28 protein-coding genes and 1 tRNA gene are annotated in these 26,623 nt (G+C 60.6%); 11 read left to right on the top strand and 18 right to left on the bottom strand.

The genetic code is table 11. The features are described 5' to 3' along the window. Positions 1 to 61: 61 nt before the first annotated feature. The 6 genes from J3P73_RS01310 to J3P73_RS01285 all read left to right on the top strand — a co-directional run bounded on the left by J3P73_RS01310 (position 62) and on the right by J3P73_RS01285 (position 5,099). Entirely contained in the window at positions 62 to 697 is a 636-nt protein-coding gene (locus J3P73_RS01310) for a TadE/TadG family type IV pilus assembly protein (protein ID WP_018070321.1), read from the top strand. Beyond that, positions 697 to 1,278 (top strand): TadE/TadG family type IV pilus assembly protein, encoded by a 582-nt coding sequence (locus tag J3P73_RS01305; RefSeq protein WP_075225708.1) that lies wholly within the window; start codon positions 697 to 699, stop codon positions 1,276 to 1,278. Before J3P73_RS01310 ends, J3P73_RS01305 begins: the two co-directional genes overlap by 1 nt. 204 nt (positions 1,279 to 1,482) lie before the next feature. Continuing rightward, positions 1,483 to 2,703 carry a phosphopentomutase gene (locus tag J3P73_RS01300; RefSeq protein WP_075225707.1) on the top strand — a complete coding sequence of 407 codons (1,221 nt, stop codon included), beginning with the start codon at positions 1,483 to 1,485 and terminating at the stop codon, positions 2,701 to 2,703. Then, positions 2,700 to 3,668 carry an adenosine deaminase gene (locus J3P73_RS01295; RefSeq protein WP_024323516.1) on the top strand — a complete coding sequence of 323 codons (969 nt, stop codon included), beginning with the start codon at positions 2,700 to 2,702 and terminating at the stop codon, positions 3,666 to 3,668. The genes J3P73_RS01300 and J3P73_RS01295 overlap by 4 nt, the downstream gene beginning before the upstream one ends. A 106-nt stretch (positions 3,669 to 3,774) precedes the next feature. Beyond that, positions 3,775 to 4,404 (top strand): uracil phosphoribosyltransferase, encoded by a 630-nt coding sequence (gene upp / locus J3P73_RS01290; RefSeq protein WP_012759721.1) that lies wholly within the window; start codon positions 3,775 to 3,777, stop codon positions 4,402 to 4,404. A 125-nt stretch (positions 4,405 to 4,529) separates the two neighbouring features. After that, positions 4,530 to 5,099, top strand: coding sequence for a TIGR02281 family clan AA aspartic protease (locus J3P73_RS01285; protein ID WP_130722180.1), 570 nt, complete (start codon positions 4,530 to 4,532; stop codon positions 5,097 to 5,099). A gap of 6 nt (positions 5,100 to 5,105) precedes the next feature. Here J3P73_RS01285 and deoA read toward each other — a convergent pair whose 3' ends face one another. From deoA to J3P73_RS01240, 9 genes are all read right to left on the bottom strand, one after another. Beyond that, positions 5,106 to 6,413: a thymidine phosphorylase gene (deoA, locus tag J3P73_RS01280; RefSeq protein ID WP_130688592.1), complete on the bottom strand. Its 1,308-nt coding sequence runs from the start codon at positions 6,411 to 6,413 to the stop codon at positions 5,106 to 5,108. Position 6,414: 1 nt separating this feature from the next. Continuing rightward, positions 6,415 to 7,191 (bottom strand): deoxyribose-phosphate aldolase, encoded by a 777-nt coding sequence (deoC, locus tag J3P73_RS01275; protein WP_024323209.1) that lies wholly within the window; start codon positions 7,189 to 7,191, stop codon positions 6,415 to 6,417. A 114-nt stretch (positions 7,192 to 7,305) separates the two neighbouring features. Then, on the bottom strand, positions 7,306 to 8,106 hold the full coding sequence (locus J3P73_RS01270; protein WP_024323208.1) for a purine-nucleoside phosphorylase: 801 nt from the start codon (positions 8,104 to 8,106) through the stop codon (positions 7,306 to 7,308). Next, on the bottom strand, positions 8,103 to 8,492 hold the full coding sequence (locus tag J3P73_RS01265) for a cytidine deaminase (RefSeq protein ID WP_130656747.1): 390 nt from the start codon (positions 8,490 to 8,492) through the stop codon (positions 8,103 to 8,105). The genes J3P73_RS01270 and J3P73_RS01265 overlap by 4 nt, the downstream gene beginning before the upstream one ends. A 1-nt stretch (position 8,493) precedes the next feature. Then, positions 8,494 to 9,465, bottom strand: coding sequence for an ABC transporter permease (locus J3P73_RS01260; RefSeq protein ID WP_018070329.1), 972 nt, complete (start codon positions 9,463 to 9,465; stop codon positions 8,494 to 8,496). A 10-nt stretch (positions 9,466 to 9,475) separates the two neighbouring features. Continuing rightward, the gene (locus J3P73_RS01255) at positions 9,476 to 10,579 is read right to left on the bottom strand and encodes an ABC transporter permease (RefSeq protein WP_018070330.1); all 1,104 of its coding nucleotides are present in this window, start codon (positions 10,577 to 10,579) and stop codon (positions 9,476 to 9,478) included. Positions 10,580 to 10,586: 7 nt separating this feature from the next. Beyond that, a complete protein-coding gene (locus J3P73_RS01250; protein ID WP_130676049.1) occupies positions 10,587 to 12,098 on the bottom strand; it encodes an ABC transporter ATP-binding protein in 1,512 nt (503 codons plus the stop codon). A gap of 88 nt (positions 12,099 to 12,186) precedes the next feature. Further along, complete coding sequence (locus J3P73_RS01245; RefSeq protein ID WP_018070332.1) at positions 12,187 to 13,179, bottom strand: BMP family lipoprotein; 993 nt, start codon at positions 13,177 to 13,179, stop codon at positions 12,187 to 12,189. Between the two features lie 316 nt (positions 13,180 to 13,495). Then, positions 13,496 to 13,813 (bottom strand): hypothetical protein, encoded by a 318-nt coding sequence (locus J3P73_RS01240; RefSeq protein WP_130772093.1) that lies wholly within the window; start codon positions 13,811 to 13,813, stop codon positions 13,496 to 13,498. A gap of 228 nt (positions 13,814 to 14,041) precedes the next feature. Here J3P73_RS01240 and J3P73_RS01235 point away from each other — a divergent pair. Then, positions 14,042 to 14,131: transfer RNA gene (locus J3P73_RS01235), tRNA-Ser, on the top strand. 63 nt (positions 14,132 to 14,194) lie between these two features. Here the strand turns inward: J3P73_RS01235 and J3P73_RS01230 are convergent. Then, entirely contained in the window at positions 14,195 to 14,671 is a 477-nt protein-coding gene (locus J3P73_RS01230) for an Lrp/AsnC family transcriptional regulator (protein WP_018447980.1), read from the bottom strand. Between the two features lie 41 nt (positions 14,672 to 14,712). Here J3P73_RS01230 and J3P73_RS01225 point away from each other — a divergent pair, with 41 nt between their 5' ends. The 3 genes from J3P73_RS01225 to J3P73_RS01215 all read left to right on the top strand — a co-directional run bounded on the left by J3P73_RS01225 (position 14,713) and on the right by J3P73_RS01215 (position 16,457). Next, positions 14,713 to 15,333 carry an RBBP9/YdeN family alpha/beta hydrolase gene (locus tag J3P73_RS01225; protein ID WP_075225227.1) on the top strand — a complete coding sequence of 207 codons (621 nt, stop codon included), beginning with the start codon at positions 14,713 to 14,715 and terminating at the stop codon, positions 15,331 to 15,333. A gap of 241 nt (positions 15,334 to 15,574) precedes the next feature. After that, the gene (locus tag J3P73_RS01220) at positions 15,575 to 15,784 is read left to right on the top strand and encodes a KTSC domain-containing protein (RefSeq protein WP_003555857.1); all 210 of its coding nucleotides are present in this window, start codon (positions 15,575 to 15,577) and stop codon (positions 15,782 to 15,784) included. Positions 15,785 to 16,217: 433 nt separating this feature from the next. Next, positions 16,218 to 16,457 (top strand): CrpP-related protein, encoded by a 240-nt coding sequence (locus J3P73_RS01215; RefSeq protein ID WP_024323204.1) that lies wholly within the window; start codon positions 16,218 to 16,220, stop codon positions 16,455 to 16,457. On the opposite strand, the gene pncB is transcribed toward J3P73_RS01215, so the two are convergent. The 8 genes from pncB to J3P73_RS01175 all read right to left on the bottom strand — a co-directional run bounded on the left by pncB (position 16,439) and on the right by J3P73_RS01175 (position 25,930). Next, entirely contained in the window at positions 16,439 to 17,743 is a 1,305-nt protein-coding gene (gene pncB / locus J3P73_RS01210) for a nicotinate phosphoribosyltransferase (RefSeq protein ID WP_024323203.1), read from the bottom strand. The genes J3P73_RS01215 and pncB overlap by 19 nt on opposite strands. Positions 17,744 to 17,930: 187 nt before the next feature. Further along, positions 17,931 to 18,278 (bottom strand): hypothetical protein, encoded by a 348-nt coding sequence (locus J3P73_RS01205; protein ID WP_018070339.1) that lies wholly within the window; start codon positions 18,276 to 18,278, stop codon positions 17,931 to 17,933. An 88-nt stretch (positions 18,279 to 18,366) separates the two neighbouring features. Further along, entirely contained in the window at positions 18,367 to 19,326 is a 960-nt protein-coding gene (locus J3P73_RS01200) for a 2-hydroxyacid dehydrogenase (protein WP_024323202.1), read from the bottom strand. An 8-nt stretch (positions 19,327 to 19,334) separates the two neighbouring features. Next, positions 19,335 to 20,972 (bottom strand): ABC transporter ATP-binding protein, encoded by a 1,638-nt coding sequence (locus J3P73_RS01195; RefSeq protein WP_024323201.1) that lies wholly within the window; start codon positions 20,970 to 20,972, stop codon positions 19,335 to 19,337. After that, complete coding sequence (locus J3P73_RS01190; RefSeq protein WP_024323200.1) at positions 20,969 to 22,117, bottom strand: ABC transporter permease; 1,149 nt, start codon at positions 22,115 to 22,117, stop codon at positions 20,969 to 20,971. The genes J3P73_RS01195 and J3P73_RS01190 overlap by 4 nt, the downstream gene beginning before the upstream one ends. After that, positions 22,117 to 23,205 (bottom strand): microcin C ABC transporter permease YejB, encoded by a 1,089-nt coding sequence (locus tag J3P73_RS01185; RefSeq protein ID WP_024323199.1) that lies wholly within the window; start codon positions 23,203 to 23,205, stop codon positions 22,117 to 22,119. Before J3P73_RS01185 ends, J3P73_RS01190 begins: the two co-directional genes overlap by 1 nt. 150 nt (positions 23,206 to 23,355) lie before the next feature. Then, positions 23,356 to 25,188, bottom strand: coding sequence for an extracellular solute-binding protein (locus J3P73_RS01180; RefSeq protein WP_130774116.1), 1,833 nt, complete (start codon positions 25,186 to 25,188; stop codon positions 23,356 to 23,358). A 112-nt stretch (positions 25,189 to 25,300) separates the two neighbouring features. Then, on the bottom strand, positions 25,301 to 25,930 hold the full coding sequence (locus J3P73_RS01175) for a TetR/AcrR family transcriptional regulator (RefSeq protein WP_018070345.1): 630 nt from the start codon (positions 25,928 to 25,930) through the stop codon (positions 25,301 to 25,303). Positions 25,931 to 25,965: 35 nt separating this feature from the next. On the opposite strand from J3P73_RS01175, the gene J3P73_RS01170 reads away from it, so the two are divergent. Then, a complete protein-coding gene (locus tag J3P73_RS01170) occupies positions 25,966 to 26,538 on the top strand; it encodes a hydrolase (RefSeq protein ID WP_024323196.1) in 573 nt (190 codons plus the stop codon). Positions 26,539 to 26,623: the final 85 nt, after the last annotated feature.

The raw sequence follows: 26,623 nt of genomic DNA, 5'->3' as shown, positions 1-26,623 counted from the left end.
ACGGAAAATCAACGAACGGATCCTAGTGTGACGGACGGAGAATGTCGCTTAGGTCCAGGCAATGACGGTAATTGATCAGAAGACGGATAAGGCGCGCGCCTTTACGCCATTCCGTTTCTTACGGTTTCGCGCTCTCGCCCGCTCGCGCGACGGCGCAGCGGCGATCGAATTCGCCCTGCTTGCCATTCCCTATTTTCTGGTGATTTTCGCAATCCTCGAAACTTTCGTCGCCTTCGCCGCCGAAGAGCTCGTCTCCAACGGCGTTGATACGATGAGCCGCCGGATGCGAACCGGGCAGATCACCTATAATCTCGGCCGCACGACCGATATGAACCAGGCGCAATTCCGCCAGGCTTTCTGCGACGAGATCTCGATCCTGGTCCGCTGCTCGGCGAGCGAAGTCGCCACGCCGAGCAAGCTCTACCTGGATGTACAGACGTTCAGCACGTTTTCGGCCATTCCGACGACGATCCCCAAGCTTTCTACCGACAAATATGCCGATATCAATACGGCGGCCTTCAAATATGCTCCGGGCGGCGCTGGGACGATCAATATGGTCCGCGCCTATTACCGCTGGGAAATCATCACGGATCTGGTCCGGCCCTATATCACCACGATACGTCCCTCCGACGGCTCGATGCCGAGCCAATATCTGATCGTCGCCACCGCGGCCTTCCAGAACGAGCAGTATCCATAATGGCGTTGCGCAACCCGTTCACAAGACTGGTCCTGACGGCGCGGCGGCTCATCCGAGATCGCAAGGGCGCCGGAGCGATCGAATTCGCGATCCTCTTTCCCGTGCTCATCATGCTCTATATTGGCGCTTTCGAGATCACGATCGGCCTCAGCGTCAGCAAGCGCGTGACACGCGCCGCAGGAACGGTGGCCGACCTCATCACCCAGCAGCAATCCGTCACGAAGAGCGCGCTCGCGCAGATGCCTTCGGTCGCAACGGCGATCTTCGTGCCCTACAATTCGACGGCGCTGACGATGAAGATCACCGGGATTACCATCGATGCCAGCGCCAATGCGAAGGTGCTCTGGTCGTGGGCGCAGGACGGGACGGTGCCCTATGCCAAGAACGCCACAGTGAGCAACGTGCCATCGGACATGAAGACGGCGAACAGCTTCCTGGTCCGCACCGAGCTCAGCATCCCCTATACGATGTTCCTGTTTGCGCCGAACTTCATGCCGGACGGCATGCGCACGATCACCATCAGCCGCAGTTATTTCTACCGCCAGCGCCAAGGCGACTCGATTCCCTGCGGCGACTGCTGACGGCCCCTTCCCGCTCTTGTCTGCTGCATAACTCCCTAGATCGAAATCGATTTAGGGAGTTATGCAGCAATTCAAAGTGTTACAGCGTCCTTTGAAAAGGACGTGCGGCGCTGCAATTTGCCAAGCCGGCCGCGGCATTATATGGCTGGATCTCAGCCGCCTCCGACATTCCAGAGGCCGGCGATCGGCTCTCTCGGGTGTAAAATGGCGCGTGCCTTTCTTTTCGTTCTGGATTCTTTCGGCGTTGGCGGAGCACCAGATGCGACTGCCTATGGCGACGAAGGCGCTGATACGCTCGGCCATATCGCCGAGTTCTGCGCAGCCGGAGCCGGGGACCGCGCCGGATTGCGCGAAGGGCCGCTTTCCCTGCCCAACATGTCGGAACTCGGGCTAATGCACATCGCACGGTCCGCCTCCGGCCGGTTTCCGGCGGGCATGCCCGTCCCGGAAAAGGTCTACGGTATTTATGGCGCCGCCACCGAAATCTCCCGCGGCAAGGATACGCCATCAGGTCATTGGGAGATCGCGGGAACACCTGTCAGTTTCGATTGGGGTTATTTCCCGACGGAGGGCGACGCCTTTCCCCAGGAATTCATCGAGGCGCTGTGCAGGGAGGCTGATGTGCCCGGCATTCTCGGCAACTGCCATGCCTCGGGAACGGAGATCATCGCCCGGCTCGGCGAGGACCATATCCGCACCGGCAAGCCGATCTGCTATACCTCCTCGGATTCGGTCTTCCAGGTCGCGGCGCACGAGGTGCATTTCGGCCTCGATCGTCTGCTCGCCTTCTGCCGTTTGGCCCGGGGACTGCTCGATCCCTACAATATCGGCCGCGTCATCGCCCGGCCCTTTATCGGCCAGTCTACCTCTTCCTTCCAGCGCACCGGAAACCGGCGCGACTTTTCCGTGCTGCCGCCGGAACCGACGCTGCTCGACCGGCTTATCGAGCACGGACGGCACGTGCATGCTGTGGGAAAGATCGGCGACATCTTCGCGCATCAAGGCGTTTCCAGGGTCATCAAGGCGAACGGCAACGAGGCGCTGATGGATGCGTCGCTCTCGGCGATCGACGAGGCTGAGGATGGCGATCTCGTCTTCACCAATTTCGTCGATTTCGACATGATCTACGGCCATCGCCGCGATGTGCCGGGTTATGCCGCGGCACTCGAAGACTTCGATGCGCGCTTGCCCGAAGTCCACAAGAAACTGAAGCCCGGCGATCTCGTCGTGCTCACCGCCGATCATGGCTGCGATCCGACCTGGCGCGGCACGGATCATACGCGCGAGCGCGTGCCTGTTATCGCCTATGGCCCCGGTATCCGGTCGCGTTCGATCGGCGTGCGCCGCAGCTACGCCGATATCGGCGAGAGCATCGCCCGACATCTCGGCATCCCGGCCGGACCGCATGGAAGGAGTTTTCTGTGACATCGCATCTGAAGAAGGTCGAGCTGCACTGCCATCTGGAGGGTGCGGCCCCTCCAGCTCTGACCGCGGCGCAGGCGCGGAAATACGGCGTCGACATCAGCGCGCAGCTTCGCGACGGAGCCTATGTCTGGCATGATTTCGCAAGCTTCCTCGAATGTTACGACAAGGTTTCCGAGGTCTACAAAACCGAGGAGGACTATGCGCTTCTGACCGAAACCTATCTCGACGAACTGGCCCGCATCAATACGATCTACAGCGAGCTCATCGTTTCGCCCGATCACGGCAAGCGCATCGGGCTGGGCGCCGATGCCTATATATCAGGTGTCTGCGAAGGCATCCGGCGGGCCAGGGAAAAGAGCGGCATCGAGGCCCGGCTGATCGTCACCGGCGAGCGGCATTTCGGTCCGGAGAGTGTGATCGGTGCTGCCGAATATGCGGCAAAGGCCGGCAATCCTCTGATTACCGGCTTCAACCTTGCCGGCGAGGAACGCATGGGCCGCGTCGCGGATTATGCCCGCGCCTTTGATATCGCCCGCGATGCCGGCCTTGGGCTCACTATCCATGCCGGCGAGGTCTGCGGCGCCTTCAGCGTCGCTGACGCGCTCGATGCGGTGCGCCCCTCGCGCATCGGCCATGGCGTGCGCGCCATCGAGGATCTCGATCTGGTGAAGCGGCTTGCCGATCTCGGCACCGTGCTCGAGATCTGCCCGGGCTCCAATATCGCGCTCGGGGTCTTTCCAGATTTCGCCTCCCATCCGTTGCGCCATCTGAAGGAAGCAGGCGTGCGGGTGACGATCAGCTCAGACGATCCTCCCTTCTTCCATACCTCGCTCAAGCGAGAATATGAGCTTGCCGCCGGGGCTTTCGGCTTCGGTGACGCGGAGATCGATGCCATAACGCGCACTGCGATCGAGGCGGCCTTCGTCGACGATGAGACACGAAAGACTTTGCTCGCCCGGCTTTAAAAGACGCGAGAGACTGGGGAAGATCGACGCAAGTTGACCGCCACTCTTGCGGTCGGGCCGATTTCCGTGAAAGAAACATCCGATAGAAAGAATGAAAGGCTTCCCCATGGACGGCGTCACGGTCATCGATCATCCGCTTGTGCAGCACAAGCTCACCATCATGCGGCGCAAGGAGACATCGACGGGAAGTTTCCGGCGCTTGCTGCGCGAAATCTCGACCCTGCTCTGCTACGAGGTGACCCGCGATCTCGAATTGACGATGGAAACGATCGAGACGCCGCTGCAGACGATGGAGTCGCCGATCCTCGAGGGCAAGAAGCTGGTCTTCGCCTCGATCCTGCGTGCCGGCAACGGCCTGCTCGAAGGCATGCTCGATCTCGTGCCGTCCGCCCGCGTCTCGCATATCGGCGTCTACCGCGACCACGAGACGCTGCAGCCGGTCGAATATTATTTCAAGGCGCCGGAGGACGTGGCCGAGCGCCTGATCATCGTCGTCGACCCGATGCTTGCGACCGGCAATTCCTCGATCGCGGCGATCGACAAACTCAAGGAACGCGGCGCCCACAATATCCGCTTCCTCTGCCTGCTTGCCGCCCCGGAAGGCATCCGCAACTTCCGCGCCGCGCATCCCGATGTTCCGGTTTTCACCGCATCGATCGACAGTCATCTCAACGAGAAGGGCTACATCGTGCCTGGCCTCGGCGATGCCGGCGATCGCATGTACGGCACCAAGTAATTTCAGCCTTCCTTTACCAAATCGAAAGACTTTAAGGCCCGGTGGTTCAATCCGGGCCTTTTGTTGTCGATCTTAGCAACTTATCAGCACTTGAGGTTTAGGAAGCATGAAGCATGAGGCCCCGCATGAAGCGGGGTTTATACAGGAAGGATTTCTGTTTCATGCTCGTGCGTACCGTCCTATTCGCCAGCATCGCCGCGGTGCTCGCCACACAGGTGCCTTCCTTCTTCGGAAGCACCAGCCAGCAACCTGCTGACGCTCTCTCCGCCAATTACGTATCGACCGAAAGCGATGAGCCCGCAGTACCCGCGCCCGTATCCGGCAGCAATGCGATCCGCCTGCAGGCCGATGCGCAGGGCCACTATACCGGCAGCTTCAAGATCAACGGCAAGCCGGTGCAGGGCCTCATCGATACCGGCGCCACCTATGTGGCGCTCAATGAGACGCTCGCCCGCCGACTGGGCTTCACGGCCAACCAGCTCGATTTCCGTTATGGCGTGAACACTGCGAACGGTCAGACGAAGGCCGCGCATGTGACACTCGACCGGGTCGAAATCGGCGGTATTCGCGTGCGCGATGTCGAAGCCTTCGTCCTGAGGGACGATGCGCTGACGACGACGCTGGTCGGCATGAGCTTCCTGCGGAAGCTCGCCTCCTACTCCGTCGCCGACGGTTCGCTCAGCCTCAAGCAGTAAACCGCATCAGACCAGCCCCGCAATCACCGGTGTCAGCTCCGGCCTGTCCTCGGTGATGCGGTAGTGCATGGCAAGTGCTGTAGCCCCCCTCTCCGCCGCGGCCTCGTCAGCGGCGTGAACGAGAGCGATCGGTTCGCCCGCGGTCACACGGGTGCCGAGCGGCAGGAGTTCGGAAAAGCCGACGCGGTGGTCGATCCGGTCCGCCGGATGGCGTCTTCCGCCGCCGAGGTCGATGACACTGACGCCGATACCGCGCGCATCGCAGGCGGCAAGCCAGCCGGACCGGGCGGCCGGGACAGATTTTTCCACAGGTGCCCTGGCCAGATATCGGTCGGGGTTTTCGATGAGATCGGCCGGACCGCCGAGCATCGATACCATGCGCGCGAAGACCTCTGCCGCCTTTCCCGATGACAGGGCTCGACGCGCCATCGTCTCGGCTTCATCGGACGAAGCGGCAATGCCGGATTTCACCAGCATTTCGGCGGCGAAGGCGAGAACGACGGTCTCAAGCCGCGTGTCCTTTTTTCTGCCCGCCAGGAAGTCCAGGCAGTTGCGCATCTCGACGGCATTGCCGGCACTGTCGGCGAGCGGCTGGTTCATGTCGGTGATGAGGGCCGACGCCTTCACGCCTGCGCCATTGGCCACCTCGACCAGCGACTGCGCCAGGATCTCCGCCTGACCGCGGTCAGCCATGAAGGCGCCGTTGCCGACCTTGACGTCGAGCACCAGCGTCTCGAGCCCCGCCGCAAGTTTCTTCGAGAGGATAGAGGCGGTGATGAGGGGAATGGAATCGACGGTGGCGGTCACGTCGCGCACGGCGTAGAGCCTACCGTCGGCAGGCGCCAAGGTCCCGGTCTGGCCGATGATGGCGCATCCCGCTTCCTTCACGACCTTGTGGAACAAGTTCGCATCCGGGGTGATTAGATAGCCGGGAATGGATTCGAGCTTATCCAGCGTGCCGCCGGTGTGGCCAAGACCGCGTCCGGAGATCATCGGAACGGCCAGGCCGCAGGCAGCAGCGATCGGCGCCAGCATCAGCGAAACATTGTCGCCGACGCCGCCGGTCGAATGTTTGTCGGCGATCGGGCGGTCGATATCGGTCCATTGCAGCCTGTTGCCGGAATCGGCCATCGCCAGCGTCAAGGCCACGATTTCGGCCCGCGACATGCCCTTGAACCAAACAGCCATGGCGAACGCGCCGATCTGGCCTTCCGACAATTGGCCGGCAGCGAGTGCCGCGATGAAGGAGCTGATATCGGCGGCGTCGAGTTCGTCGCCATCGCGCTTGCGACGGATGATCTCCTGCGGAATCATTTCAGTAGCCCGACGCCGCAGCCGATGCCGACTGTGTTCCGCTCAGAACCGCCAGGATATCGTCGAGCAGGTCGGAAGCGCCGAAGCGGAACGTCGATGGCATCGGCCAGTCCGGTGTCATGATGGTTTCGGCAAGGCTCAGATAGAGTGCGGCATCGGCCACCGAGCCGATACCGCCTGACGGCTTGAAGCCAACCTTGCGGCCGCTTTCGCGGATAGCGCGGATCATGATGTCGGCGGCTTCGAGCGTCGCATTGACGGCGACCTTGCCGGTGGAGGTCTTGATGAAATCGGCGCCGGCATCGATGGCGAGTTCGGAGGCATGGCGGATCAATGCCGCATCCTTCAGCTCGCCAGTCTCGATGATGACCTTCAGCAGGACGGGGCCGGCGCATTCTGCGCGCACGGCCTTGACCATGTCGGTCACCGCCTTCTCATTGCCGGCGAGCAGCTTGCGGTAAGGGATGACCAGATCGATCTCATCGGCGCCATCGGCAATCGCCTCGCGTGCTTCGGCAGCGACATCGGCCACTTCCATATCGCCGGAGGGAAGGTTGACGACGGTCGCGATACGCACGGCATGCCCGGTGCCAAGGATATTGCGAGCCTGGGCGACGAACCGCGGCCAGATGCAGATCGCAGCACTGTTGCCGTAGGGCGTCTGCGCCCGGGCGCAGAGCGTGTCGATCTGCGCCTCGGTGCAATCATCCTTCAAATTGGTGAGATCGAGAAGAGAAAGGGCGACAGCCGCCGTTTCCCGGTTGGAATGGCCATTCATCTTTGCTTCCTCTAGAGCATGATGCCGAAAATGTGAGCGGTTTTCGGACGACGTCATGCTCTCACTATATAATGTAGAACAGGATTCAGATTTTAGGCCGACCCGGCCCAAAAATCATCCTGTTCCAGCCGCAATCATGTCTTTCAATATGGCGGCGAGACGGGCGCCGCCAATGGGCGCCATGTCCTTGGTTTCTTCATGGCTGAGCTCATTGCCGGTCATGCCTGCCCCATAGTTGGTGATAACGGAGGCGGCTGCAACCCTCAGGCCGAGCATTCTTGCGATGATGACCTCGGGCACCGTCGACATGCCGACGGCATCGGCGCCGAGGATGCGCGCCATGCGGATTTCGGCCGGCGTTTCGAAGCTGGGACCGGAGAACCACATATAGACACCCTGTGCCAGCTCGATTTCAAGTTTTGCCGCTGCCCTTTGCATCGCCGCGGCAAGGCCTGAATCATAGGCATTGGTCATGCCGACGAAACGGTGATCGCTTTCCTCGCCGATCAGCGGGTTCATGCCGGAATAGTTGATGTGATCGATGATCTGCATCACCGAACCGGGCGGCATGTCGTCACGCAACGATCCGGCCGAATTGGTCAGGATCAGCGCTTCGACGCCGAGCGCCTTCAGCACCTCGATCGGCAGGCGCATGGCGTTGGCATCGCCCTTCTCGTAATAATGCACGCGGCCGGAGAGCATGATAACGGGCACGCCGCCGAGGCGGCCGGCGACCACTTCGCCGGCATGTCCGGAGACGGCGCTGACGGGAAAGCCCGGCAGGTCGCGATAGGGAACACGAACGGCGCCGTCCAGCTCACCGACGAGGGAGCCGAGACCGGAGCCGAGTACGATACCGTGGCGCGGCTTGATGCCCCCGAGCAATGCGGCGAGCAGGCTGACCGTCGCCTTCATCCGAGTTCAGTCTCGAAGCTGAAGGGAAGAAGCTCTTCCATCGTCATGGTCTTCTTCACGCCCGCCTCATCGCAGAGGTAGATCTTCGTCTCCTTGGAGGCGAATTCGGAGATCTTCTGGCGACAGCCGCCGCAGGGCGGGCAAAGCGGCAGCTTCTCGGCAATGACGGCCATTTCGACGATCTTCTTCGCGCCGCCCATGATCATGGCGCCGATCGCCGTCGGCTCGGCGCACCACCCTTGCGGAAAGGAGAGATTTTCGACGTTGGCGCCGGTATAAACCTTACCGTCCTCGGCGCGGATCGCCGCACCGACCGGGAATTTCGAATAGGGCGCATGGGCAAAGGCCATGGCGCCGCGGGCGGCTTCGAACAGATCGTGAGACATATCAACGCTCCTTCGTATAGGGCACGCCACCAGCTTTTGGCGGGGTCGCAACGCCGATGAAGCCGGCAAGCAGGACACAGGTCAGAACATAGGGCAGCGCCTGGAAGACCTGAACCGGCACTTCGCCGATCAGCGGCACCTGCTTTCCCTGCATGAAATTTGCCAGCGCATCGAGGAAGCCGAAGAGCAGGCAGGCAAACATGACGGGCACCGGCTTCCACTTGGCAAAGACCAGAGCGGCAAGCGCGATATAGCCCTTGCCGGCCGACATGTCCTTGATGAAGGCGGCGGACTGGGCGATTGCCAGATAGGTGCCTGCAAAGCCGCAGAGAATGCCGGCACACATGACGGCGCGGTAACGCAGCCAAGCGACCGAGATACCGGCTGTATCGACCGCGCCCGGGTTTTCGCCGACGGCGCGCAGCCGCAGGCCGAAGCGTGTGCGGTAAAGCACCCACCAGGAAAACGGCACGGCGAGAAAGGCGAGATAGGTGAGGACATTGTTGCCCGATATGACATTGGCATAGATCGGGCCGATGATCGGTATCTCGCGGGCGGCATCGGCGCCTGGCAGGATGATCGGCGCGAAGCGCGACTCCGGCGACAGCTGCGGCGTGCGTCCGCCCTGGCCGAACCAGGCCTGACCGAGCACGATGGTGATGCCGGCGATGAAGAAGTTGATCGCGACACCTGACACAATCTGGTTGCCGCGATTGGTGATCGAGGCAAAGCCATGCACCAGGCTCAGCGCCACCGAGCAGAGGATGCCGGCACCGAGGCCGAGCCAGGCCGAATCGGTGAGATAGGCAACGCAGGCGGCGGCGAAGGCCGATCCCAGCATCTTGCCCTCGAGACCGATATCGAAGATGCCGGCGCGTTCCGAAAACAGACCGGCAAGGGCGGTGAAGATCAGCGGGATCGACAGGCGGATGGTCGAGCTCAGAACGCTGATGAAGATGTCATAATAATCCATCGCCCGCTCCTTAACCGCGCTTGAACTGTTGGTAGAGGCGCACCATCGCCGGCCGGAACATATATTCCAGCGCGCCGGCAAAGAGGATCACCAGACCCTGGATGACGAGGATCATCTCGCGGGTGATGTTCGGCATTTCGAAGGAAATCCAGTCGCCGCCCTGGTAGAGAATACCGAAGAGGATCGCCGCCACGATGATGCCGAGCGGATGGTTGCGGCCCATCAGCGAGACGGCGATGCCGACGAAGCCGGCACCACCGACGAACTCCACCTGCAGACGGGCCGACGAGCCCATGACAGGGTTCAGCGCCATCATGCCGGCGAGCGCGCCGGAGAGCAGCATGGCGATGATCACCGTGCGGGCATAGGGGATGCCGGCATAGGCCGCCGCCGTCGGGCTGACGCCCAGCGTGCGCATCTCGAAACCGAGCTTGGTGCGCCAGACGAGCAACCAGACGAGGTAGCTGACGACGAGCGCAATAATGAAGGAGACGTTGAACGGGGCAGCCCCCAGCTTGGCGCCGAACAGCTGCATGACCCAGCCGAGCTTCGGCAATTGGCCGCCTTCGAGGAAAGTGCGGGTTTCCGGCGCCATTTTGCCCGGCACGATCAGCACATGCACCAGGAGATAGACCATGAGCGCTGCGCCGATATAATTGAACATGATCGTCGTGATGACGATGTGGCTGCCGCGTTTTGCCTGCAGGAATGCCGGGATGAAGGCCCAGGCTGCACCGAACAGGCCGGCGCCAACGACGGCGATCGGCATCGTTACATACCACGGCACGTAGCGATCGAGCGCCAGCGCCACCAGCGCGCAGCCGAGGCCGCCGACATAGGCCTGGCCTTCCGAGCCGATGTTAAACAGGCCGGCATGGATCGCCACCGCGACGGAGAGACCGGTGAAGATGAAGCTCGTCGCGTAATACAGCGTGAAGCCGATGCCTTCGCCATTGCCGAGCGCGCCCTGGATCAGCAGCGACAGCGCATCGAGCGGGCTCTCGCCGATCAACCAGACGACGAAGCCGGAGATCAGGAAGGCGACGATGAGGTTCAAAATCGGGATGAGGCCGTAATTGATCCAATTTGGTAGTGGAACGGAAGCAGTGCTCATAAAGGCCTCATGCGGCAATGCCGGCCATCATCAGGCCGAGGGTCTGTTCACCGGCATCGGGCGTCTTCTCGCCGACGACATGGCCGGCAAACATGACAAGGATACGGTCTGAAAGGGAGCGGATCTCATCGAGTTCGACGGAGACGAGCAGGATCGCCTTGCCTGCGTCGCGCATCTCGATGATCCGGCGGTGGATGAATTCGATGGCGCCGATATCGACGCCGCGTGTCGGCTGGCCGATGATCAGCATCTTCGGATCGCGTTCGATCTCGCGGGCGACGACGATCTTCTGCTGGTTGCCGCCGGAGAAATTCGCCGTCTTCAGCCGCGGGTTCGGCGGGCGGATGTCGTATTTCTCGATCTTCTCCATCGCATCCTTGCGGATCGCTTCGAGATCGAGCAGCGGGCCTTTGCTGTAGGCCGGGCGGCGATGGTAACCGAGCACGGAATTTTCATATTCCTCGAATTTCAGCACCAGGCCCATATGGTGGCGGTCCTCTGGAATATGAGCGAGGCCGAGATCACGCAGGCGGGCGGGATCGGCCTTGTCGATCGTCTGGCCGTCGAGCAGGATTTCACCGGAAGTCGGCTTGCGGATGCCGGCAATCGCCTCCAGCAATTCGGACTGGCCATTGCCGGCGACACCGGCGATGCCGACGATCTCACCGGCGCGCACGTCGAAGGAGACATTGTCGACCATGGTGACGCCGCGATTGTCCTTGACCGTGAGGTTGCGGACGGACAGCACGGCGGATCCGGGATTCGCCTCGCCCTTCTGCACGCGCAGCAGCACGCGGCGGCCGACCATCAGTTCGGCGAGTTCCTCCACCGTCGTCTCCGACGTCTTGCGGGTCGCGACCATTTCTCCGCGGCGCATGACCGAGACGGTATCGGTGATCGCCATGATCTCGCGCAGCTTGTGGGTGATGAGGATGATCGTCTTGCCCTGGTCGCGCAGCACCTTGAGAATGCGGAAAAGGTGATCGGCTTCCGCCGGAGTCAAAACGCCTGTGGGCTCGTCGAGGATCAGGATCTCGGCGCCGCGATACATGGCTTTCAGGATCTCCACACGCTGCTGCAGGCCGACCGGCAGCTCCTCGATCAGCGCGTCGGGATCGACCTCCAGGCCATATTCCGTTTCCAGCCGCTTGAGCTCGGCACGGGCCGAGGTGACGCCCCTCGCAAGCAACATGCCGCCTTCGGCGCCAAGCATGATGTTTTCGAGCACCGTGAAATTATCGACCAGCATGAAATGCTGGTGCACCATGCCGATGCCGGTGGCGATCGCCGCCTGGCTGTCGCGGATGGTGACGGGATTGCCGTTGACGCGGATCTCGCCGCTGTCGGCATGGTAAAAACCATAGATGATCGACATCAAGGTCGATTTGCCGGCGCCGTTTTCGCCGATGATGCCGTGGATCGTCCCCCTGGCAACGGTAAGGTTGATGTCCTTGTTGGCGTGGACGGCACCGAATTTCTTGTCGATGCCGACAAGCTCGATAGCGGGCTTATCTGTCACTGCAGGCTCCAAATAAGAAAAGGGCGTATGGCGAAAATCCCCTCCGCCATACGCCCGATCTCAATCGTCGATCACATTCGGGCGCGGATCACTTCGGGCAAGCGTTGTCCGAGGTGTAATCGTGAACCTTGATGGTTCCCGCGATGATGTCGGCCTTGGCCTTGTCGACGGCAGCCTGCATTTCCGGCGTGATCAGTGACTTGTTGTGCTCATCGATCGCGGCGCCAACACCGTCTTCCTTGACGCCGAGCGCCTGGACGCCGCCGGTGAACTTGTCGTTCTTGGTGTCGTTGTAGGCGTTGTAGACGGCGAGGTCGACGCGCTTGACCATCGAGGTCAGGACCGAGCCCGGATGCAGATAATTCTGGTTGGAGTCGACGCCGATCGACAGCTTCTTGTTGTCAGCGGCCGTCTGCAGAACGCCGAGACCGGTGGCACCGGCTGCCGCATAAACGACGTCAGCGCCCTGGTCGATCTGGTTCTTGGTGAGCTCGCCGCCGCGGACCGGGTCGTTCCAGGCAGCGCCCGTCGTGCCGGTCATGTTCTGGAAGACTTCGATATCGGCCTTGACGGAGCGTGCGCCCTGCTCGTAGCCGCATTCGAACTTACGGATCAGCGGAATGTCCATGCCGCCGACGAAGCCGACCTTGCCTGACTTCGACGCCATGCCGGCGAGAACGCCGACGAGGTAGGAGCCTTCTTCTTCCTTGTAGACAACCGAGCGGACGTTCGGCTTGTCGACGACGGAGTCAACGATGATGAACTTGGTATCCGGGAATTCGGCTGCAACCTTCTCGATGGCCGAAGTCCAGGCGAAGGAAACGGCAACCACCGGATTGAAACCGCGGCTTGCGAAGTTACGGATGGCCTGTTCGCCCTGGGTGTCGCCCGTCGGCTCGAAGTCGCGATAGGCAATGCCGGTCTCGGCCTTGAACTTCTCGGCACCGTTGTAGGCCGCCTCGTTGAAGGACTTATCGAACTTCCCGCCGGTGCCGTAAACCAGCGCCGGCTTGACATCGGCGGCAAGCGCCGTCGTCGACATGGCAGCCACGGCAAAGAGAGTGAGAAGGGATTTTTTCATTGTGCAGCCCTGTTGTTGCTATTCGTTAGGGGTCCTCCCGCAAGCCCTTTTCGGGCATGTCTGCGGAACCACCGACCTCCCCCCGGAGGCCTGGCTGCGCGCATCCTTGCATGGCTCACAGAAAAATTCACCAGAAATTTTTCAGCTGGTAAAGATTTGCAGCGATTGCCGAAAATCAGCTCTTCGGGGCTGATTTTTGGACATTCCTTGCATCAGAATGCGGATTTTCTAGCCAATCCGGCGGCAAATACCGAGTAGAAGGGCGGGCGATGCCCACCCGGATTTCTCGCCGGATCGTGTTGGCAGAACCACCTTGCTATGCGGTGAAACGACCCGCCACCGGCGGCTTCCTGTAGCCGGTCATCCACAGAAGCAGCGCGATCACCAGGAAAACGGCAAAGGCCGGCTGGAGCATCAGCCACTGGAAGATGAAGGTGTAGAAACGCGGGTGGATATAATAGGAAAGGGAGGATTGCAGCGACGTCAGGGTTGTCGGGCTCACATCCTGCCAGGCATCGGAGATTGGCGTCATCACCACGGAGGACGCCGCAACCGATTGGATCGAATCGATGGTCCCGGCAATCACGGCCGCCGCAAGCGCGACAAGACTCGCCAGACGCAACAGGAAACGCATCAATTCCTCCGACGCTCGATATGCCGGACAATTCCGGCCGGCCGCGCCATTCTCCACCTTCGAGAATTACATAGTCATCGATGAGGTGAAGCACAATGGAGGGGCCGAGGCGAGTTTTATCGGAAGAAGTCAAAAAACTGTTAGATTTCGGTTGATCGGCAAAAATTCATCGGTATATATCGCGCCGTTCCGACGATTTGCTCCTATCCGGGCGCGAACGCCAAAAAAGGACAGGTGGCCGAGTGGTTTAAGGCGCACGCCTGGAACGCGTGTGTACGTGAAAGCGTACCGTGGGTTCGAATCCCACCCTGTCCGCCATACCTTCATTTTCAATATTGATTCAAACCGCATCCTGAGCCGGACGCGGAAGCTTTGTTATTCTCAAGGGCGCTGCAGCAGGGCGCGTCCAATCGGCTTCGGATTCTCGCTGCGCAACACCAGAGATGTCGTCACGGCCCCAAATCGCGCGATCGTGTCAACGATCGTTTCCAACTCTCCCGGCGACGGAACCAGCACCTTCAAAAGAAAACAGTCCTCTCCAGTGAGGCGCAATACTTCCATGACCTGCGGCATCTCCGCGAACTGTTTCAGACAGGCCTTGATATGCTCATGCGTCGTGCGCAAGCGAAGCACAGCCGTCATTCCAATTCCCAAAGCGGTGGGGTCGATACGGGCGGAGTAACCGACAATGATGCCGCGGTCTTCCAGCCGCTTGACTCGTTCTGATGCTGCCGGCTGAGAGAGCCCGACCCGTCGACCGAGTTCGGAAATCGCAATACGTCCATTTTCCTGCATCGCTTCGATAATGGCGATATCGGTTGGATCGAGCAGTACCCGATTGTTTTCCTGAAAAGCCATGGAATCACCTTAAAATCATCGGAGAGGGACGTGGTTTTCCGATGATCATTCATTCCGAAGCAAATGAAAATGCATCATTTTCACCTGCGCGGATGATCAAAGGAAAACACATGAAGGACATCATCATATTGCCGGGAATTGGCGGTTCGGGCGAGACTCATTGGCAAACCCGCTGGGAAAGGTCGAACCCGGACATGCGGCGTTTCCAACCGGCTAGTTGGGAAAAACCCGATCTGGCGGACTGGATTTCAGCTCTGGAACGCGCCGTCGGCGCATCGGCGACCCCTCCCCTGCTGGTCGCCCATAGCCTTGCCTGTCTGCTGGTTGCTCATTGGCAGCAGGTTTCTTCGCTTGCCGTTGCCGGAGCATTTCTTGTGGCGGTTCCAGATCCGCAGTCCGATTCATTTCCTGAGGAGGCGGCCGGATTCGCAAATACGCCATCGCAAAAAATACGCTTCCCCACTCTGATTATCGCAAGCGCCGATGATCCCTTCGGCACGCTCGACCATGCCCATGCGCGAGCGGATCTGTGGGGCAGCGGTCTTGTCGCGATCGGACCTTTCGGCCATATCAACGGGCAAAGCGGCCTTGAGGACTGGATCCCAGGAAAGGCCTTGCTGACGGCCTTCTCTGCCGGATTGGCGAAATCTGATCGGGTTTGATCTTATTTCGAGTTCCCGACCAAATAGCGGAAACAGGCCTTTGCTGCGGCGGACGTGTGCGAGACGGAGCAACGAAATGCCCCGCTCGCAAGCGTATGTTCGAGGCTCTCGACCCGTCGCTCCGATGACGCTACGAGGTTTTAAACGTCGAAAGATTCCTGAATTTTTACCATGCGGCTTCACCGCGTCTTTGCACGTTTGGGTTTACCGTCTGCCAAACTAAAAAACAGAGGTAAAACAGGTGGAAGAACTTTCGGTAAAGTCGAAGATCATCAAATCCGTCTATTTCAGCCAGGAAGACGGACGGCTCAGGATTTGTTTCAAGAATGGCGAGGAACGTCTGTTCGAAGGCGTTCCCTCCTCGGAAGCGCATGCGATGACGGTGGCGCCGTCTCCCGGCCATTATTATCTCGACCGGATCAGAACCCGGTTTCGCAGATTGGCAGCCTGAAAACCCGAGCGGATAGCGACAGCACGCATTGCGGGATTGTGCGGGATCGGGACGAGGCCGGTGGATATTAACCGGCTGTTAGCCTTCGATATCATCTCGGTTGGATCGCCCCTGCCGGAAAGCGGCAACGTGTCGGCGCTGGCGGCCTGTTCAAGGTCGGCCAGCCGGGAGGCTCGGCGGCGGACCCCAGCCAGGAAGCCGAGCCTCCCCGTCACGGGTGCTCGGTGAGCGTGATGACGAAGCGCATGAGTGGCTCTCGGACGCCGTCATGCTCTGCTTGTCTGATTGAGATGACCCCGGGCCGGTTGCGACCTGATCATCCCTGGGCTAGCGAATTGGGGTTAATCCTGTGAAAAACTCGAATTATCGCATCCGGACTCGACAACGCTTTATTAGCATGATTGCATAAATCGGGATAAAGACGGGGGTCATGATGTTCGAGAATCTGCTTGAGATGCAGGAGCGTGGCGCACGGGACCGTGCCCGTGGCCGCAGCCTAGCCGACAATCCGATGTCGAAGCCGGATATCCTGCCGATAACCGACTTCCAGGAATGGTACTCGATGTTCGATGCCTGGCGCTTCGGTTGGTCGATCGAAGATGCGATGGCGGGGCACATCAATATGCCCCGGGATGGCGGCGCCTTGCCCCAGACCTACACCAGAACGGTCTGATCGACCCTGTCCTCGGCGCCGAAGAATTTCAGGTAGCGTTCGACCTCGGCCGGTTCACCGGTCGCCTTCTGCGGATTGTCGGAGAGCTTCACTGCCGGACGGCCGTTGGCGTCGCTGACCTTGCAGACGACGGAGATCGGGTTGAGGCCGGAGATCTCGATCGGCGCGCAGCCGGAAAAATCATTCGTCAGGTTCGTGCCCCAGCCGAAGCTCATGCGCACGCGGCCTTCGAAATGCCGGTAGGTATCGATGATGGCGTCGACATCGAGACCGTCGGAGAAGATCAGCAGCTTCTGGCGCGGATCGCGGCCCATCTTCTTCCACCAGTCGATAATCTTTTCGCCGCCTTCGATCGGCGGGGCACTGTCCGGGCGGAAGCCGGTCCAGTCGGCGACCCATTCCGGCGCGTCGCGCAGAAAGGCGGCGGTGCCGAAGGCGTCCGGCAGCACGATCAGAAGGTTGCCGCCATAGAGCTTGTTCCAGTCGCGCAGGATCTTGTAGGGCGCGTTGCGCAACTGCTCGTCGGTTTCGGCAAGGGCGGCGGCCACCATCGGCAGCTCGTGGGCATTGGTGCCGACGGCCTCGAGATCGGAATCCATCGCCAGCAATACGTTGCTGGTACCGGCAAAGGCCGGGCCGATGCCTTCCTTCAGTGCCTCGACGCACCAGCGCTGCCAGAGGAAACTGTGGCGGCGGCGGGTGCCGAAATCGGAGATGCGCAGGCCCGGCAATTCCTTTAGCCGCTCGACCTTCGACCACATCTTCGCCTTGGCGCGGGCATAGAGCACATCGAGGGTGAAGGGGCCGAGCGCCTTCATCGCCGAGCGCGACCGCAGCTCGTTGACGATGGCAAGGGCCGGGATTTCCCACATGGTGGTTTCCTTCCACGATCCGTGGAAATCCAGCACATATTGCCCGTCCTTCTTCGACAGCTCGTATTCGGGCAGCTGGAAATTGGAAAGCCAGGCGAGGAATTCCGGTTCGAAGATCTGGGCGCGACCATAGAAGCTGTTACCCGCCAGCCAGATCATCTCCTTCTTGGAGAGCCTCAGCGTGCGGGCATGATCGAGCTGCTCGCGCAATTCGCCTTCATCGAGCTCGTCGGCCAGACGCACGCGCTTGGTGCGGTTAATCAGGGTGAAGGACGCGTTCACGTCCGGATAGAGCTTCCAGATCATCTGCAGCATCAAAAGCTTGTAGAAGTCGGTATCGATCAGGCTGCGAATGATCGGATCGAGTTTCCAGGCGTGATTGTAGACGCGTCTTGCGATATCGGTCCTGGCCATGAAACTCCCGCCCCTGTCCACTCCGGTCAGGTGCTGCCAAATTCCCGGGTACTGCCAAGTTCCCAGCCGGCGCACGAAATCGGCTCGTGTGCCTTCTTATCGAAAAATCGGCGGCTAAAGTCCAGACAAAACAATGAACGTCCCGCCGCAGTGTGGCGGCGGGACGGGAACATGGTTTTGCTCACGATTATTGGGCCGGCGTTGCGGGCGCCACATTCGGAGCGGCCGGCGTGCTGTTCGGCGTTTCGGTTGGAACAGCAGTACCGTTCTGTAGCGCCGGCGCGGCGGCCGGAGCAGGCTGCTGCGACTGAAGCTGCTGGCCGGGCTGCTGCGGTGCCACCTCGTTCGCCTCGCGCTTGCCCCAAATCTCGACCGGTATCCAGACCACGAAGGCAAGCACCAGCGCAACGATCAGCACCGTCAGGATGCGATAACCCGTGCGTCCCTGCCTTGCCTTCACCGGCGGGATCATCTCTTCCTTGTGAAGCTTGCCATCGGACTTTTCCCAGCGTGTTTCCGTCTGATGCGCCATCATCGTCTCCTTCCGCTGTCTTGACCGGCCGATCCGGCTGTGAAGAATTTCCGCAAAGGAAACGGGTGGCTGTCTGGAAGGTTCCGAAAGCTCAATAGCCGGCGGCGCGGTCGACCACGAATTGCAGCGGCTCGCCGCGCTCGAAACGGGCGATCTGCGTCTCGACATGCCGGAACAGCGCGTTTTCTTCGGAAACGGCCGCGTCGTGCGGCGTAAGGAAGACGTTCTGCAAGTCCCACAATGGGTTGTCTGATGCAAGCGGCTCCGCCTCGAAGACATCGAGGGAAGCGCCGCCGAGGGTACCGTCACGAATGGCGGAGGCGATATCGGCCTCGACCTGGCTCTTACCGCGGCCGGCATTGATGAAAACCGGCTGCCCAAGCGCGCCGTTGCGACGCAGCTTCGCAAACAGTCCGGCGTCATAGAATCCCGTTGTTTCAGGCGTCAGCGGCAGCAGGCCGACGAGGATGTCGGTCCTTGCGAGAAAGCTGTCCAATTCGCTGGCGTCGAAGGTTTCGATACCATCGATCTGCTTGCGGCTGCGCGACCAACCGATGATGTTAAAACCCATCACCCTCAGCTTGGCGGCCGCGTCCTGCCCGAGAATGCCGAGGCCCATGACGCCGACCGTCACTTCCGCCGCCTCCGGCGCGATCAGCTTGGCCCACTCACGCTGGCGCTGGTGGCTGTCATGGGCGTATTGCCCGCGCAGATGCATCAGGCATTGCATGACCACCCATTCGCTCATGCGCGTCGTCAAGCTGCGGTCGACGAAGCGGACGATCGGGATCTCGGGCAGGCCGGCCATGCCGATGATATGGTCAACGCCGGCGCCACCCGAAAAGATCACTTTCAGGTTCGGCGCCCGCGCGAAAAGGTCAGCATCCGGCTTCCAGAGAAGCGCGTATTCGACCGCGCGGAGATCGCGTGCCTGATTGGCCGGATCGGCGAGATTGATGCTGCCGCGGTCGGCAAAGGCCGTCTTCAGCACGCGGGCGACGCCTTCGTGATTGAACTTGATATCGACGAGAACGGGAGGGCTTGCGGGCATGATCTTCTTTATTGCTGCACGGCGGGCGTCGGCACCGCCTCGATGTTGAAAGCGGCGGCCATCAGCGCCCTGGTGTAATCGTCCTTCGGCGCGCGGAAGATGTCGGCTGACGGACCCTGTTCCACCACCTTGCCGAAACGCATGACGATGACGTCGTTGGCGAGCGCCTTCACCACTTTCAGGTCGTGGCTGATGAAGAGATAGGCAAGGTCGTGCTTCTTCTGCAGATCGCGCAGCAAATCGACCACCTGGGCCTGGACGCTCATGTCGAGTGCGGAGGTCGGCTCGTCAAGCATGACGAAGCGCGGCTTCAGCACCATGGCGCGGGCAATGGCAATGCGCTGGCGCTGGCCGCCGGAGAATTCGTGCGGATAACGCCAGCGGGTCAGCGGATCAAGACCCACCTCTTCCAACGCCCAGCAGACGCGCTGGTCGCGTTCTTCAGCAGTCAGGGAGCGCTCATGCACCTTCAGCCCTTCGGCGACGATATCGCCGACCGACATGCGGGGGCTCAGCGAGCCATAGGGATCCTGGAAGACGACCTGAAGCTGATTGCGCAACGGCCGCATCTCGCTGAACGAATAGCCGGCTATATCCTTACCGACAAAGGCGATCCGTCCTTGCGAGGAAATCAGCCGGGTGAGCGCCAGGCCGAGCGTGGTCTTGCCGGAGCCGGACTCGCCGACGACGCCGAGCGTCTGGCCGGCGCGCAGCGAAAGATCGATGCCGTCGACCGCCTTGACGTGATCGACGACGCGGCGCATCAGCCCAGCCTTGATCGGGAACCAGACGCGGATATCCGAACCTTCCATCACCATCGGTTTCGACGGATCGGCCAGCGGCGGCTCGCCGCGCGGTTCGGAGGCAAGGAGATGCCGGGTATAGTCGTGCTTCGGATTGGCGAAGACGTCGTCGACGGCTCCGGTTTCGACGATCCTGCCCTTGGTCATGACGCAGACGCGATCGGCGAATTTGCGCACGATGCCGAGATCATGAGTGATGAACAGCATCGACATGCCGTGGACCGCCTTTAACTGCCGGAGCAATTCGAGGATCTGCGCCTGTACGGTGACGTCGAGGGCGGTGGTCGGCTCGTCGGCGATCAGCAATTCCGGCCGGTTGGCGAGCGCCATGGCGATCATGACGCGCTGGCGCTGGCCACCTGACAGTTCGTGCGGATAGGCCTTCAACCGCTTCTCCGGCTCACGGATGCCGACCTGGTTCAGCAATTCCAGTACGCGCTGGCGCGCCGACTGACCGGTGAGGCCTTGGTGGAGGGCGAGGATCTCGGCGATCTGCTTCTCGATCGTATGAAGCGGATTGAGCGAAGTCATCGGCTCCTGGAAGATCATGGTGATGTCGTTGCCGCGCACTTCGCGCAGTTCCCGCTCCGACGCCTTCAAGAGATCCTTGCCCTTGAAGAGGATTTCGCCGGAGGGATGGCTTGCCGAGGGATAAGGCAAAAGCCGAAGGATCGAGTTGGCCGAGACCGACTTGCCGGAGCCGGATTCGCCGACGAGCGCCACGACTTCGCCTTTGGCGATATCGAAGGAGATGTGATCGACGGCGCGCGAGGTTTCGCCGCCCTGATGAAAGGCAACCGAGAGATCGCGGACGGAAAGCAGCGGTTCTGTCATATCACTCATTGAAACGTCTTCCTCGGGTCGAAGGCATCACGCACGGCTTCGCCGATGAAGATCAGCAGGGACAGCATGATCGACATGGCGAAGAAGGCCGTCAGCCCGAGCCATGGCGCCTGCAGATTGGTCTTGCCCTGGGCGATCATCTCACCGAGCGAGGGGGAGCCCGGCGGCATGCCGAAGCCGAGGAAATCGAGCGAGGTCAGCGTCGTGATCGAACCGGAGAGGATGAAAGGCAGGAAGGTCAGCGTCGCGACCATCGCGTTCGGCAGCAGGTGGCGCCACATGATGGTGCGATTGTTGACGCCGAGCGCGCGGGCGGCGCGGACATATTCGAAATTGCGGGCGCGCAGGAATTCGGCGCGCACGATGCCGACGAAGCCGACCCAGGAGAAGAGCAGCATGATGCCGAGCAGCACGAAGAAGCCGGGCGGCAGGAGTGCGGCGATGATCAGCAGGATGTAGAGTACCGGCATCGACGACCAGATCTCGATGAAGCGCTGCAGCAGCAGGTCCGTCCAGCCGCCGAAATAACCCTGCACCGCACCCGCCGTCACGCCTATAACAGCCGAGCAGATGGTCAGCACCAGGCCGAAGAGCACCGATATGCGGAAACCGTAGATGACGCGCGCCAACACGTCGCGCGCCTGGTCGTCAGTGCCGAGCCAGTTGAGATTGCCGGCGGTGCAATCCGGATCGTTCACCCCTTGCGGGTAGCCGGCGCAGCGCTCCTCCTTCGTCATCAGCCAGAAGGGGGCGGTGGGCGCCGAATGCGGAATATTGGAATTGACCGAGCGATAGGAATAGCGGATCGGCGGCCAGATCATCCAGCCATTGGCATTGATCTCGTCTGTTATCACCGAGGAGCGATAGTCGGTTTCGGCCAGGAAGCCGCCGAACTTCTCCTCGGGATAGTCGATGAGGACCGGAAACAGGATCTCGCCCTTGTAGGAGGCGATGATCGGCCGGTCGTTGGCGATGAACTCGGCAAACAGGCTGAGGATAAACAGCAGCATGAACAGCCACAGCGACCAGTAGCCGCGGCCGTTCGCCCGGAAATTCTGCCAGCGGCGAATGTTGGTCGGCGAGAGCAGGCCCTTGCGCGGCGGCTTGACGGGTGTTGCGACGGCAGGATTTGCGGCGGCGTCCATCAGACATCCCTCCGCTCGAAATCGATGCGCGGATCGATCCAGGTGTAGATCAGGTCGGAAACCAGGCTGACGACGAGGCCGAGCAGCGAGAAGATGTAGAGCGTGGCGAAGACGATCGGGTAATCCCGGTTAATGACCGAGAGATAGCCGAGACGACCGAGGCCATCGAGCGAGAAGATGTTTTCGATCAGCAGCGAGCCGGTGAAGAAGGCGGAAATGAAGGCGCCCGGAAAACCGGCAATAATGATCAGCATGGCGTTGCGGAAGACATGGCCGTAGAGCACCTGCCGCTGGTTCAGACCCTTGGCGCGGGCGGTGACGACATATTGCTTCTTGATCTCCTCGATGAAGGAATTCTTGGTCAAAAGCGTCGTCGTCGCGAAGGCGGACAGGGAAAGCGAGATCAGCGGCAAGGTCAGGTGCCAGAAATAGTCGAGCGGCTTCTGCCACCAGGTAAGCTGGTCGAAATTGTCGGAGACCAGGCCGCGCAGCGGAAACCAGTCGTAAAAGGAACCACCGGCGAAAAGCACGATCAGGAGAATGCCGAAGAGGAAGCTCGGTACGGCATAGCCGACGACGATGACGCCCGACGTCCAGACGTCGAAGGTCGATCCATCCTTGACTGCCTTGCGGATGCCGAGCGGGATTGAGATGGCATAGGAGAAGATCAGGATCCAGATGCCGAGCGAGATCGACACCGGCAGCTTCTCCTTGATGAGTTCGAGCACGGAGGTGTTGCGGAAGAAGCTCTCGCCGAAATCGAAGCGGCTGTAATTCCACATCATCTCGCCAAAACGGGTCAGCGGCGGCTTGTCGAAGCCGAACTGTTTTTCGAGCTTGGCAATCAGTTCCGGGTCAAGCCCCTGGGCACCGCGATATTTCGAGCCTTCATCGCTGCCAGTGCCGCCGAGAAGATCGCCGCCGCCGGACAGGCGCTGGTCGGCACTATCGGCCTGACCGGTCAATTGGGCGATCACCTGCTCGACGGGACCGCCGGGCGCGAACTGGATGACGATGAAGGAAATCGCCATGATGCCGACAATGGTCGGGATCATTAGAAGCAGGCGGCGAAGAATATAGGCGCCCATCAGCCTTCAGCCTCCGGGAATGTTTTTCCTGTCTGCCTGCCGTCCAGTCTCATGCCGCTCAATCCGCCAGCCTTCCCTTGCCGGCCCTGCCGGCTTGTCGTGATTCGCTCGTGCCATTTGGAGCCGAGGGCCCCTGCATTGCAAGCCCGCTCATTTTGCCGAGGTCGACCACCAAGCATCGGGGAAGCCAAGGCTGTAGGCCGGAAACTCGGCCGGATGCGTGACCGTGTTCCAATAGGTGATGTTATAAGTATCGCGGTAGAACAGCGGGATGACATAGTGATTTGCAAGCAAGACCCGATCCATGGCCTTGATTGCTGCGATCTGCTCGTCGCGGTTCGGCGCGAAGATAATCATGCGAATAAGCTCATCAACGGCTTGGTTGGCTATGCCGGCATAATTGCGGGAACCCTGTTGGTTGACCGAACCAGATCCCCAATAGTCGGCTTGTTCGTTGCCCGGATTCATGGTCTCCGCCCAGACATTCCAGATCATATCGTAGTCGAAGCTGCGTTCACGATTGACAGATTGCGACGCATCGACTGTCCGGATCCGCGCATCGATGCCGATTTTCCTAAGATTGTTGGCATAAGGCACCGCCCAGCGCTCCAACATGGGGCTCGACAACAGGATCTCGAAACTCATCGGCTGGCCGGTCTTGGTATTGACCATGCGATTGCCCTTGAGCTCCCAGCCGGCTTCTTTGAAAAGCGCGATCGCCTTGCGGAGGTTATCGCGGCTCTTCTGCTGATCGCCGCCGACGGGATTGGTATAGGGCGTGGTGAAGACTTCGGGCGGAACCTTATCCTTCATGCCCTGCAGAATTTCCAGCTCTCTGCCCTGCGGAAGGCCGGAGGAGGCGAGTTCGGTGTTCCAGAAATAGCTGTCGATGCGTTTGTAACTATTAAAGGCAACGGTACGGTTCAGCTCCTCAAAATCCAGACCATAGTTCAGCGCCTCGCGGACCCTGATGTCCTTGAAGAGGTCACGTCGCATGTTGGGCACGAGAGCCTGCATGATGCCGGTGGCGCGCAGCGGGTTTGCAACCTCCTCTTTTTTGACACGTCCTTCCTTCACCGCGGGAAAATCATATCCCGTCGCCCAACGGGCAGCCGTGGTTTCCTGCCAGTAGTCGCTGTTGCCGGCGCGAAAGGCCTCGAACTCGACATCCCGATCACCGAAATAGGTGTAGTTGACGTTGCGGAAATTGTTCTGGCCGACATTCACATTGAGGTCCTTGCCCCAATAGTCGTCACGCAATTCATAGCGGATTGTCGCGCCGGGCGAGAAGGAAGCAATCTTGTAAGGTCCCGAACCCATCACGGGCTCGAGGGTCGTCTTTGAGATATCGCGTGGCTTGCCGTCCGGTCCCTGCCCCTCCCACCAATGCTTCGGCACGACCACCAACTGGCCAAGAATATTCGGGAGCTCCCGGTTGTTCTTTTCATCGAAGGTGAAGGTGACGTCGCGATCGCCGGTCTTTTCGGCTTTCACCACGTGGCGGTAATAGTTACCCGCGAGGGGGTTTAATTCCTTCGTCTTATTCAGACTGAAGATGACGTCCTCGGGCGTTACCGGCTGACCATCCGCCCATTTCGCTTCCTTGCGCAGGCGGAAGGTCGCGCTCGAGACGTCGGCGGGAAAAGCCAGTCCCTCGGCAAGCAGACCGTAGGAGACGAGGAGCTCGTCGTCGGCGGGCTTCATCAGCGTGTCGTAAACGAGCGTCAAGCCCACTGCCGTCTGACCTTTGGCAAGCAGCGGGTTGAAGCTGTCGAAGGCGCCGCTTGCGGAGAGGCGCAGGTCTCCGCCTTTCGGTGCATCGGGATTGACGTAGTCGAAATGCGCAAAGCCCGGCTTGTACTTCATCTCGCTGATGACCGAGCTCCCGATCTGAAAGGGCTGGTCCTGACCCGTTGCCGGTATTGGCGCCAGAGCGCCCGCAAGCGATAGAAACAAACCGATCTTCGACCACAGAGCCGCCATTCACGCTTTCCCCTGATTATTGACGGGTTCGACAATACGAAAAATACAGGCGAAAAACAGGAGAGAGTTTGGTTTTTGCCGGGCGCGCCAAATTTTGACCCTCAGGTCCGTGTCAAGGCGTCGCCTCTTCGAGCCGCCTTCGCAACATGCGGCGCAACTCTGTTACAAGGCGCGGGTCGCCGGCGCTGTCGGGATCATAGGCCGCGGCAACGACGATGCGCAGAAGCTCCAATATGAGGGCCGCAAGCAGATCGACATCGGGCTCCACCGAAGGGTTGGCCTTCCTCAGCAAGGCGACGATGCTTGCCCGCATTTCGGCGCGGGAGCGTGCCTTGCGCTCCTTGGGAATGTCGCGCCTGGCCGCCAGAACAGGAAATTCCGGGAACTCCTCGATGAAGCGTCCGAGCCTCGTGAAGACCGCATCGCCGATCTCGGCGGCAGTTTTTCCCGCAGATTCGTCTTCGAGCGCGGCCAGTGCCGCATTGAAATGCTGCAGCCGGTCAATATGCAGCGCCTCGGCGAGAAGCAGCTTCGTTGGAAAGAACTGATAGAGCGAGCCGATCGAAGAGTTGGCGGCGGCGGCGATCTCGGTCATCGTTGCGGCATCGTAGCCCTTTTCGAGGAAGACCTTTGCCGCGGCTTCGAGCAGGACGGCAACGCGCTCATGGCCGCGCTGGCGTTTCGGGAGACGGGTCTGCGGCTCGGGGCTTGATTTTTGTGAGGCATCCCTCATATTTTTCATTGTGAGGATACCCTCATATTTTATGGAGCCCTTTCATGCCGCTTTACGATCCCAAAACCACCGCACTCATTTCCATCGATCTGCAGGGCCTCGTCCTTGGCCGGGCGCTGGCGCCCCATTCCGGCCGGCAGGTGGTCGAAAACACCGCCGCAATCGCCACCAGCCTGAAGGCGGCCGGCGGAACGATCATCCTCGTCACCGTCGGATTCTCCCCGGACTATGCCGATGCTGTCAACCAGCCGGCCGATGAGGCGCTGCACTTTCCGGAAGGCGGCCTGCCGGCCGCAGCTCTTGCCGTGCCGCCGGAGATTGCGGCCCTTGCCGCCGATGTCCATATCGTCAAGCATCACTGGAGCGCCTTTTACGGCACCGAGATGGATCTGCAGCTGCGCCGCCGCGGTATCAGGACGGTGATCCTTGCCGGCGTCGCCACCAATTTCGGCGTCGAATCGACCATACGCGATGCCTTCGCGCATAACTATGCCGTCATCGCCGCCGAGGATGCGATGACCAGCTTTTCGCCTGAGATGCATGATTTTTCCTGCCGGTACATCCTGCCGCGGCTGGCGCGCATCCGGAAAACCGCGGAGATCGTCGCCAGTATCTGAGCCGCTGCGGCGATCCGTCACCGCCTTCTTCTCCCACCGCCAGCCAAAACATCGATTCACCAAAATCGCTTTTCACGATAGGTTC

The sequence above is a fragment of the Rhizobium ruizarguesonis genome, assembly GCF_017357285.1.
Taxonomy (GTDB): Bacteria; Pseudomonadota; Alphaproteobacteria; order Rhizobiales; family Rhizobiaceae; genus Rhizobium; species Rhizobium ruizarguesonis.
The sequence above is the reverse complement of the archived record's forward strand: the minus strand, read 5'-3'. Positions and strand labels throughout refer to the sequence as shown.

Bases quoted from the DNA above. Each gene is read 5' to 3' on its own strand.
- J3P73_RS01195 (WP_024323201.1), bottom strand. From the start codon at position 20,972: ATGAGTGATATGACAGAACCGCTGCTTTCCGTCCGCGATCTCTCGGTT.
- J3P73_RS01305 (WP_075225708.1), top strand. From the start codon at position 697: ATGGCGTTGCGCAACCCGTTCACAAGACTGGTCCTGACGGCGCGGCGG.
- J3P73_RS01310 (WP_018070321.1), top strand. From the start codon at position 62: ATGACGGTAATTGATCAGAAGACGGATAAGGCGCGCGCCTTTACGCCA.
- J3P73_RS01205 (WP_018070339.1), bottom strand. From the start codon at position 18,278: ATGATGGCGCATCAGACGGAAACACGCTGGGAAAAGTCCGATGGCAAG.
- J3P73_RS01185 (WP_024323199.1), bottom strand. From the start codon at position 23,205: ATGGGCGCCTATATTCTTCGCCGCCTGCTTCTAATGATCCCGACCATT.
- deoA (WP_130688592.1), bottom strand. From the start codon at position 6,413: ATGATTCCGCAGGAGATCATCCGTCGCAAGCGCGATGGCGACGAACTC.
- J3P73_RS01300 (WP_075225707.1), top strand. From the start codon at position 1,483: ATGGCGCGTGCCTTTCTTTTCGTTCTGGATTCTTTCGGCGTTGGCGGA.
- J3P73_RS01265 (WP_130656747.1), bottom strand. From the start codon at position 8,492: ATGTCTCACGATCTGTTCGAAGCCGCCCGCGGCGCCATGGCCTTTGCC.
- J3P73_RS01260 (WP_018070329.1), bottom strand. From the start codon at position 9,465: ATGGATTATTATGACATCTTCATCAGCGTTCTGAGCTCGACCATCCGC.
- J3P73_RS01180 (WP_130774116.1), bottom strand. From the start codon at position 25,188: ATGGCGGCTCTGTGGTCGAAGATCGGTTTGTTTCTATCGCTTGCGGGC.
- J3P73_RS01255 (WP_018070330.1), bottom strand. From the start codon at position 10,579: ATGAGCACTGCTTCCGTTCCACTACCAAATTGGATCAATTACGGCCTC.
- J3P73_RS01240 (WP_130772093.1), bottom strand. From the start codon at position 13,813: ATGCGTTTCCTGTTGCGTCTGGCGAGTCTTGTCGCGCTTGCGGCGGCC.
- J3P73_RS01225 (WP_075225227.1), top strand. From the start codon at position 14,713: ATGATCATTCATTCCGAAGCAAATGAAAATGCATCATTTTCACCTGCG.
- pncB (WP_024323203.1), bottom strand. From the start codon at position 17,743: ATGGCCAGGACCGATATCGCAAGACGCGTCTACAATCACGCCTGGAAA.
- J3P73_RS01230 (WP_018447980.1), bottom strand. From the start codon at position 14,671: ATGGCTTTTCAGGAAAACAATCGGGTACTGCTCGATCCAACCGATATC.
- J3P73_RS01270 (WP_024323208.1), bottom strand. From the start codon at position 8,106: ATGAAGGCGACGGTCAGCCTGCTCGCCGCATTGCTCGGGGGCATCAAG.
- J3P73_RS01285 (WP_130722180.1), top strand. From the start codon at position 4,530: ATGAAGCGGGGTTTATACAGGAAGGATTTCTGTTTCATGCTCGTGCGT.
- deoC (WP_024323209.1), bottom strand. From the start codon at position 7,191: ATGAATGGCCATTCCAACCGGGAAACGGCGGCTGTCGCCCTTTCTCTT.
- upp (WP_012759721.1), top strand. From the start codon at position 3,775: ATGGACGGCGTCACGGTCATCGATCATCCGCTTGTGCAGCACAAGCTC.
- J3P73_RS01215 (WP_024323204.1), top strand. From the start codon at position 16,218: ATGTTCGAGAATCTGCTTGAGATGCAGGAGCGTGGCGCACGGGACCGT.
- J3P73_RS01170 (WP_024323196.1), top strand. From the start codon at position 25,966: ATGCCGCTTTACGATCCCAAAACCACCGCACTCATTTCCATCGATCTG.
- J3P73_RS01175 (WP_018070345.1), bottom strand. From the start codon at position 25,930: ATGAAAAATATGAGGGATGCCTCACAAAAATCAAGCCCCGAGCCGCAG.
- J3P73_RS01245 (WP_018070332.1), bottom strand. From the start codon at position 13,179: ATGAAAAAATCCCTTCTCACTCTCTTTGCCGTGGCTGCCATGTCGACG.
- J3P73_RS01190 (WP_024323200.1), bottom strand. From the start codon at position 22,117: ATGGACGCCGCCGCAAATCCTGCCGTCGCAACACCCGTCAAGCCGCCG.
- J3P73_RS01200 (WP_024323202.1), bottom strand. From the start codon at position 19,326: ATGCCCGCAAGCCCTCCCGTTCTCGTCGATATCAAGTTCAATCACGAA.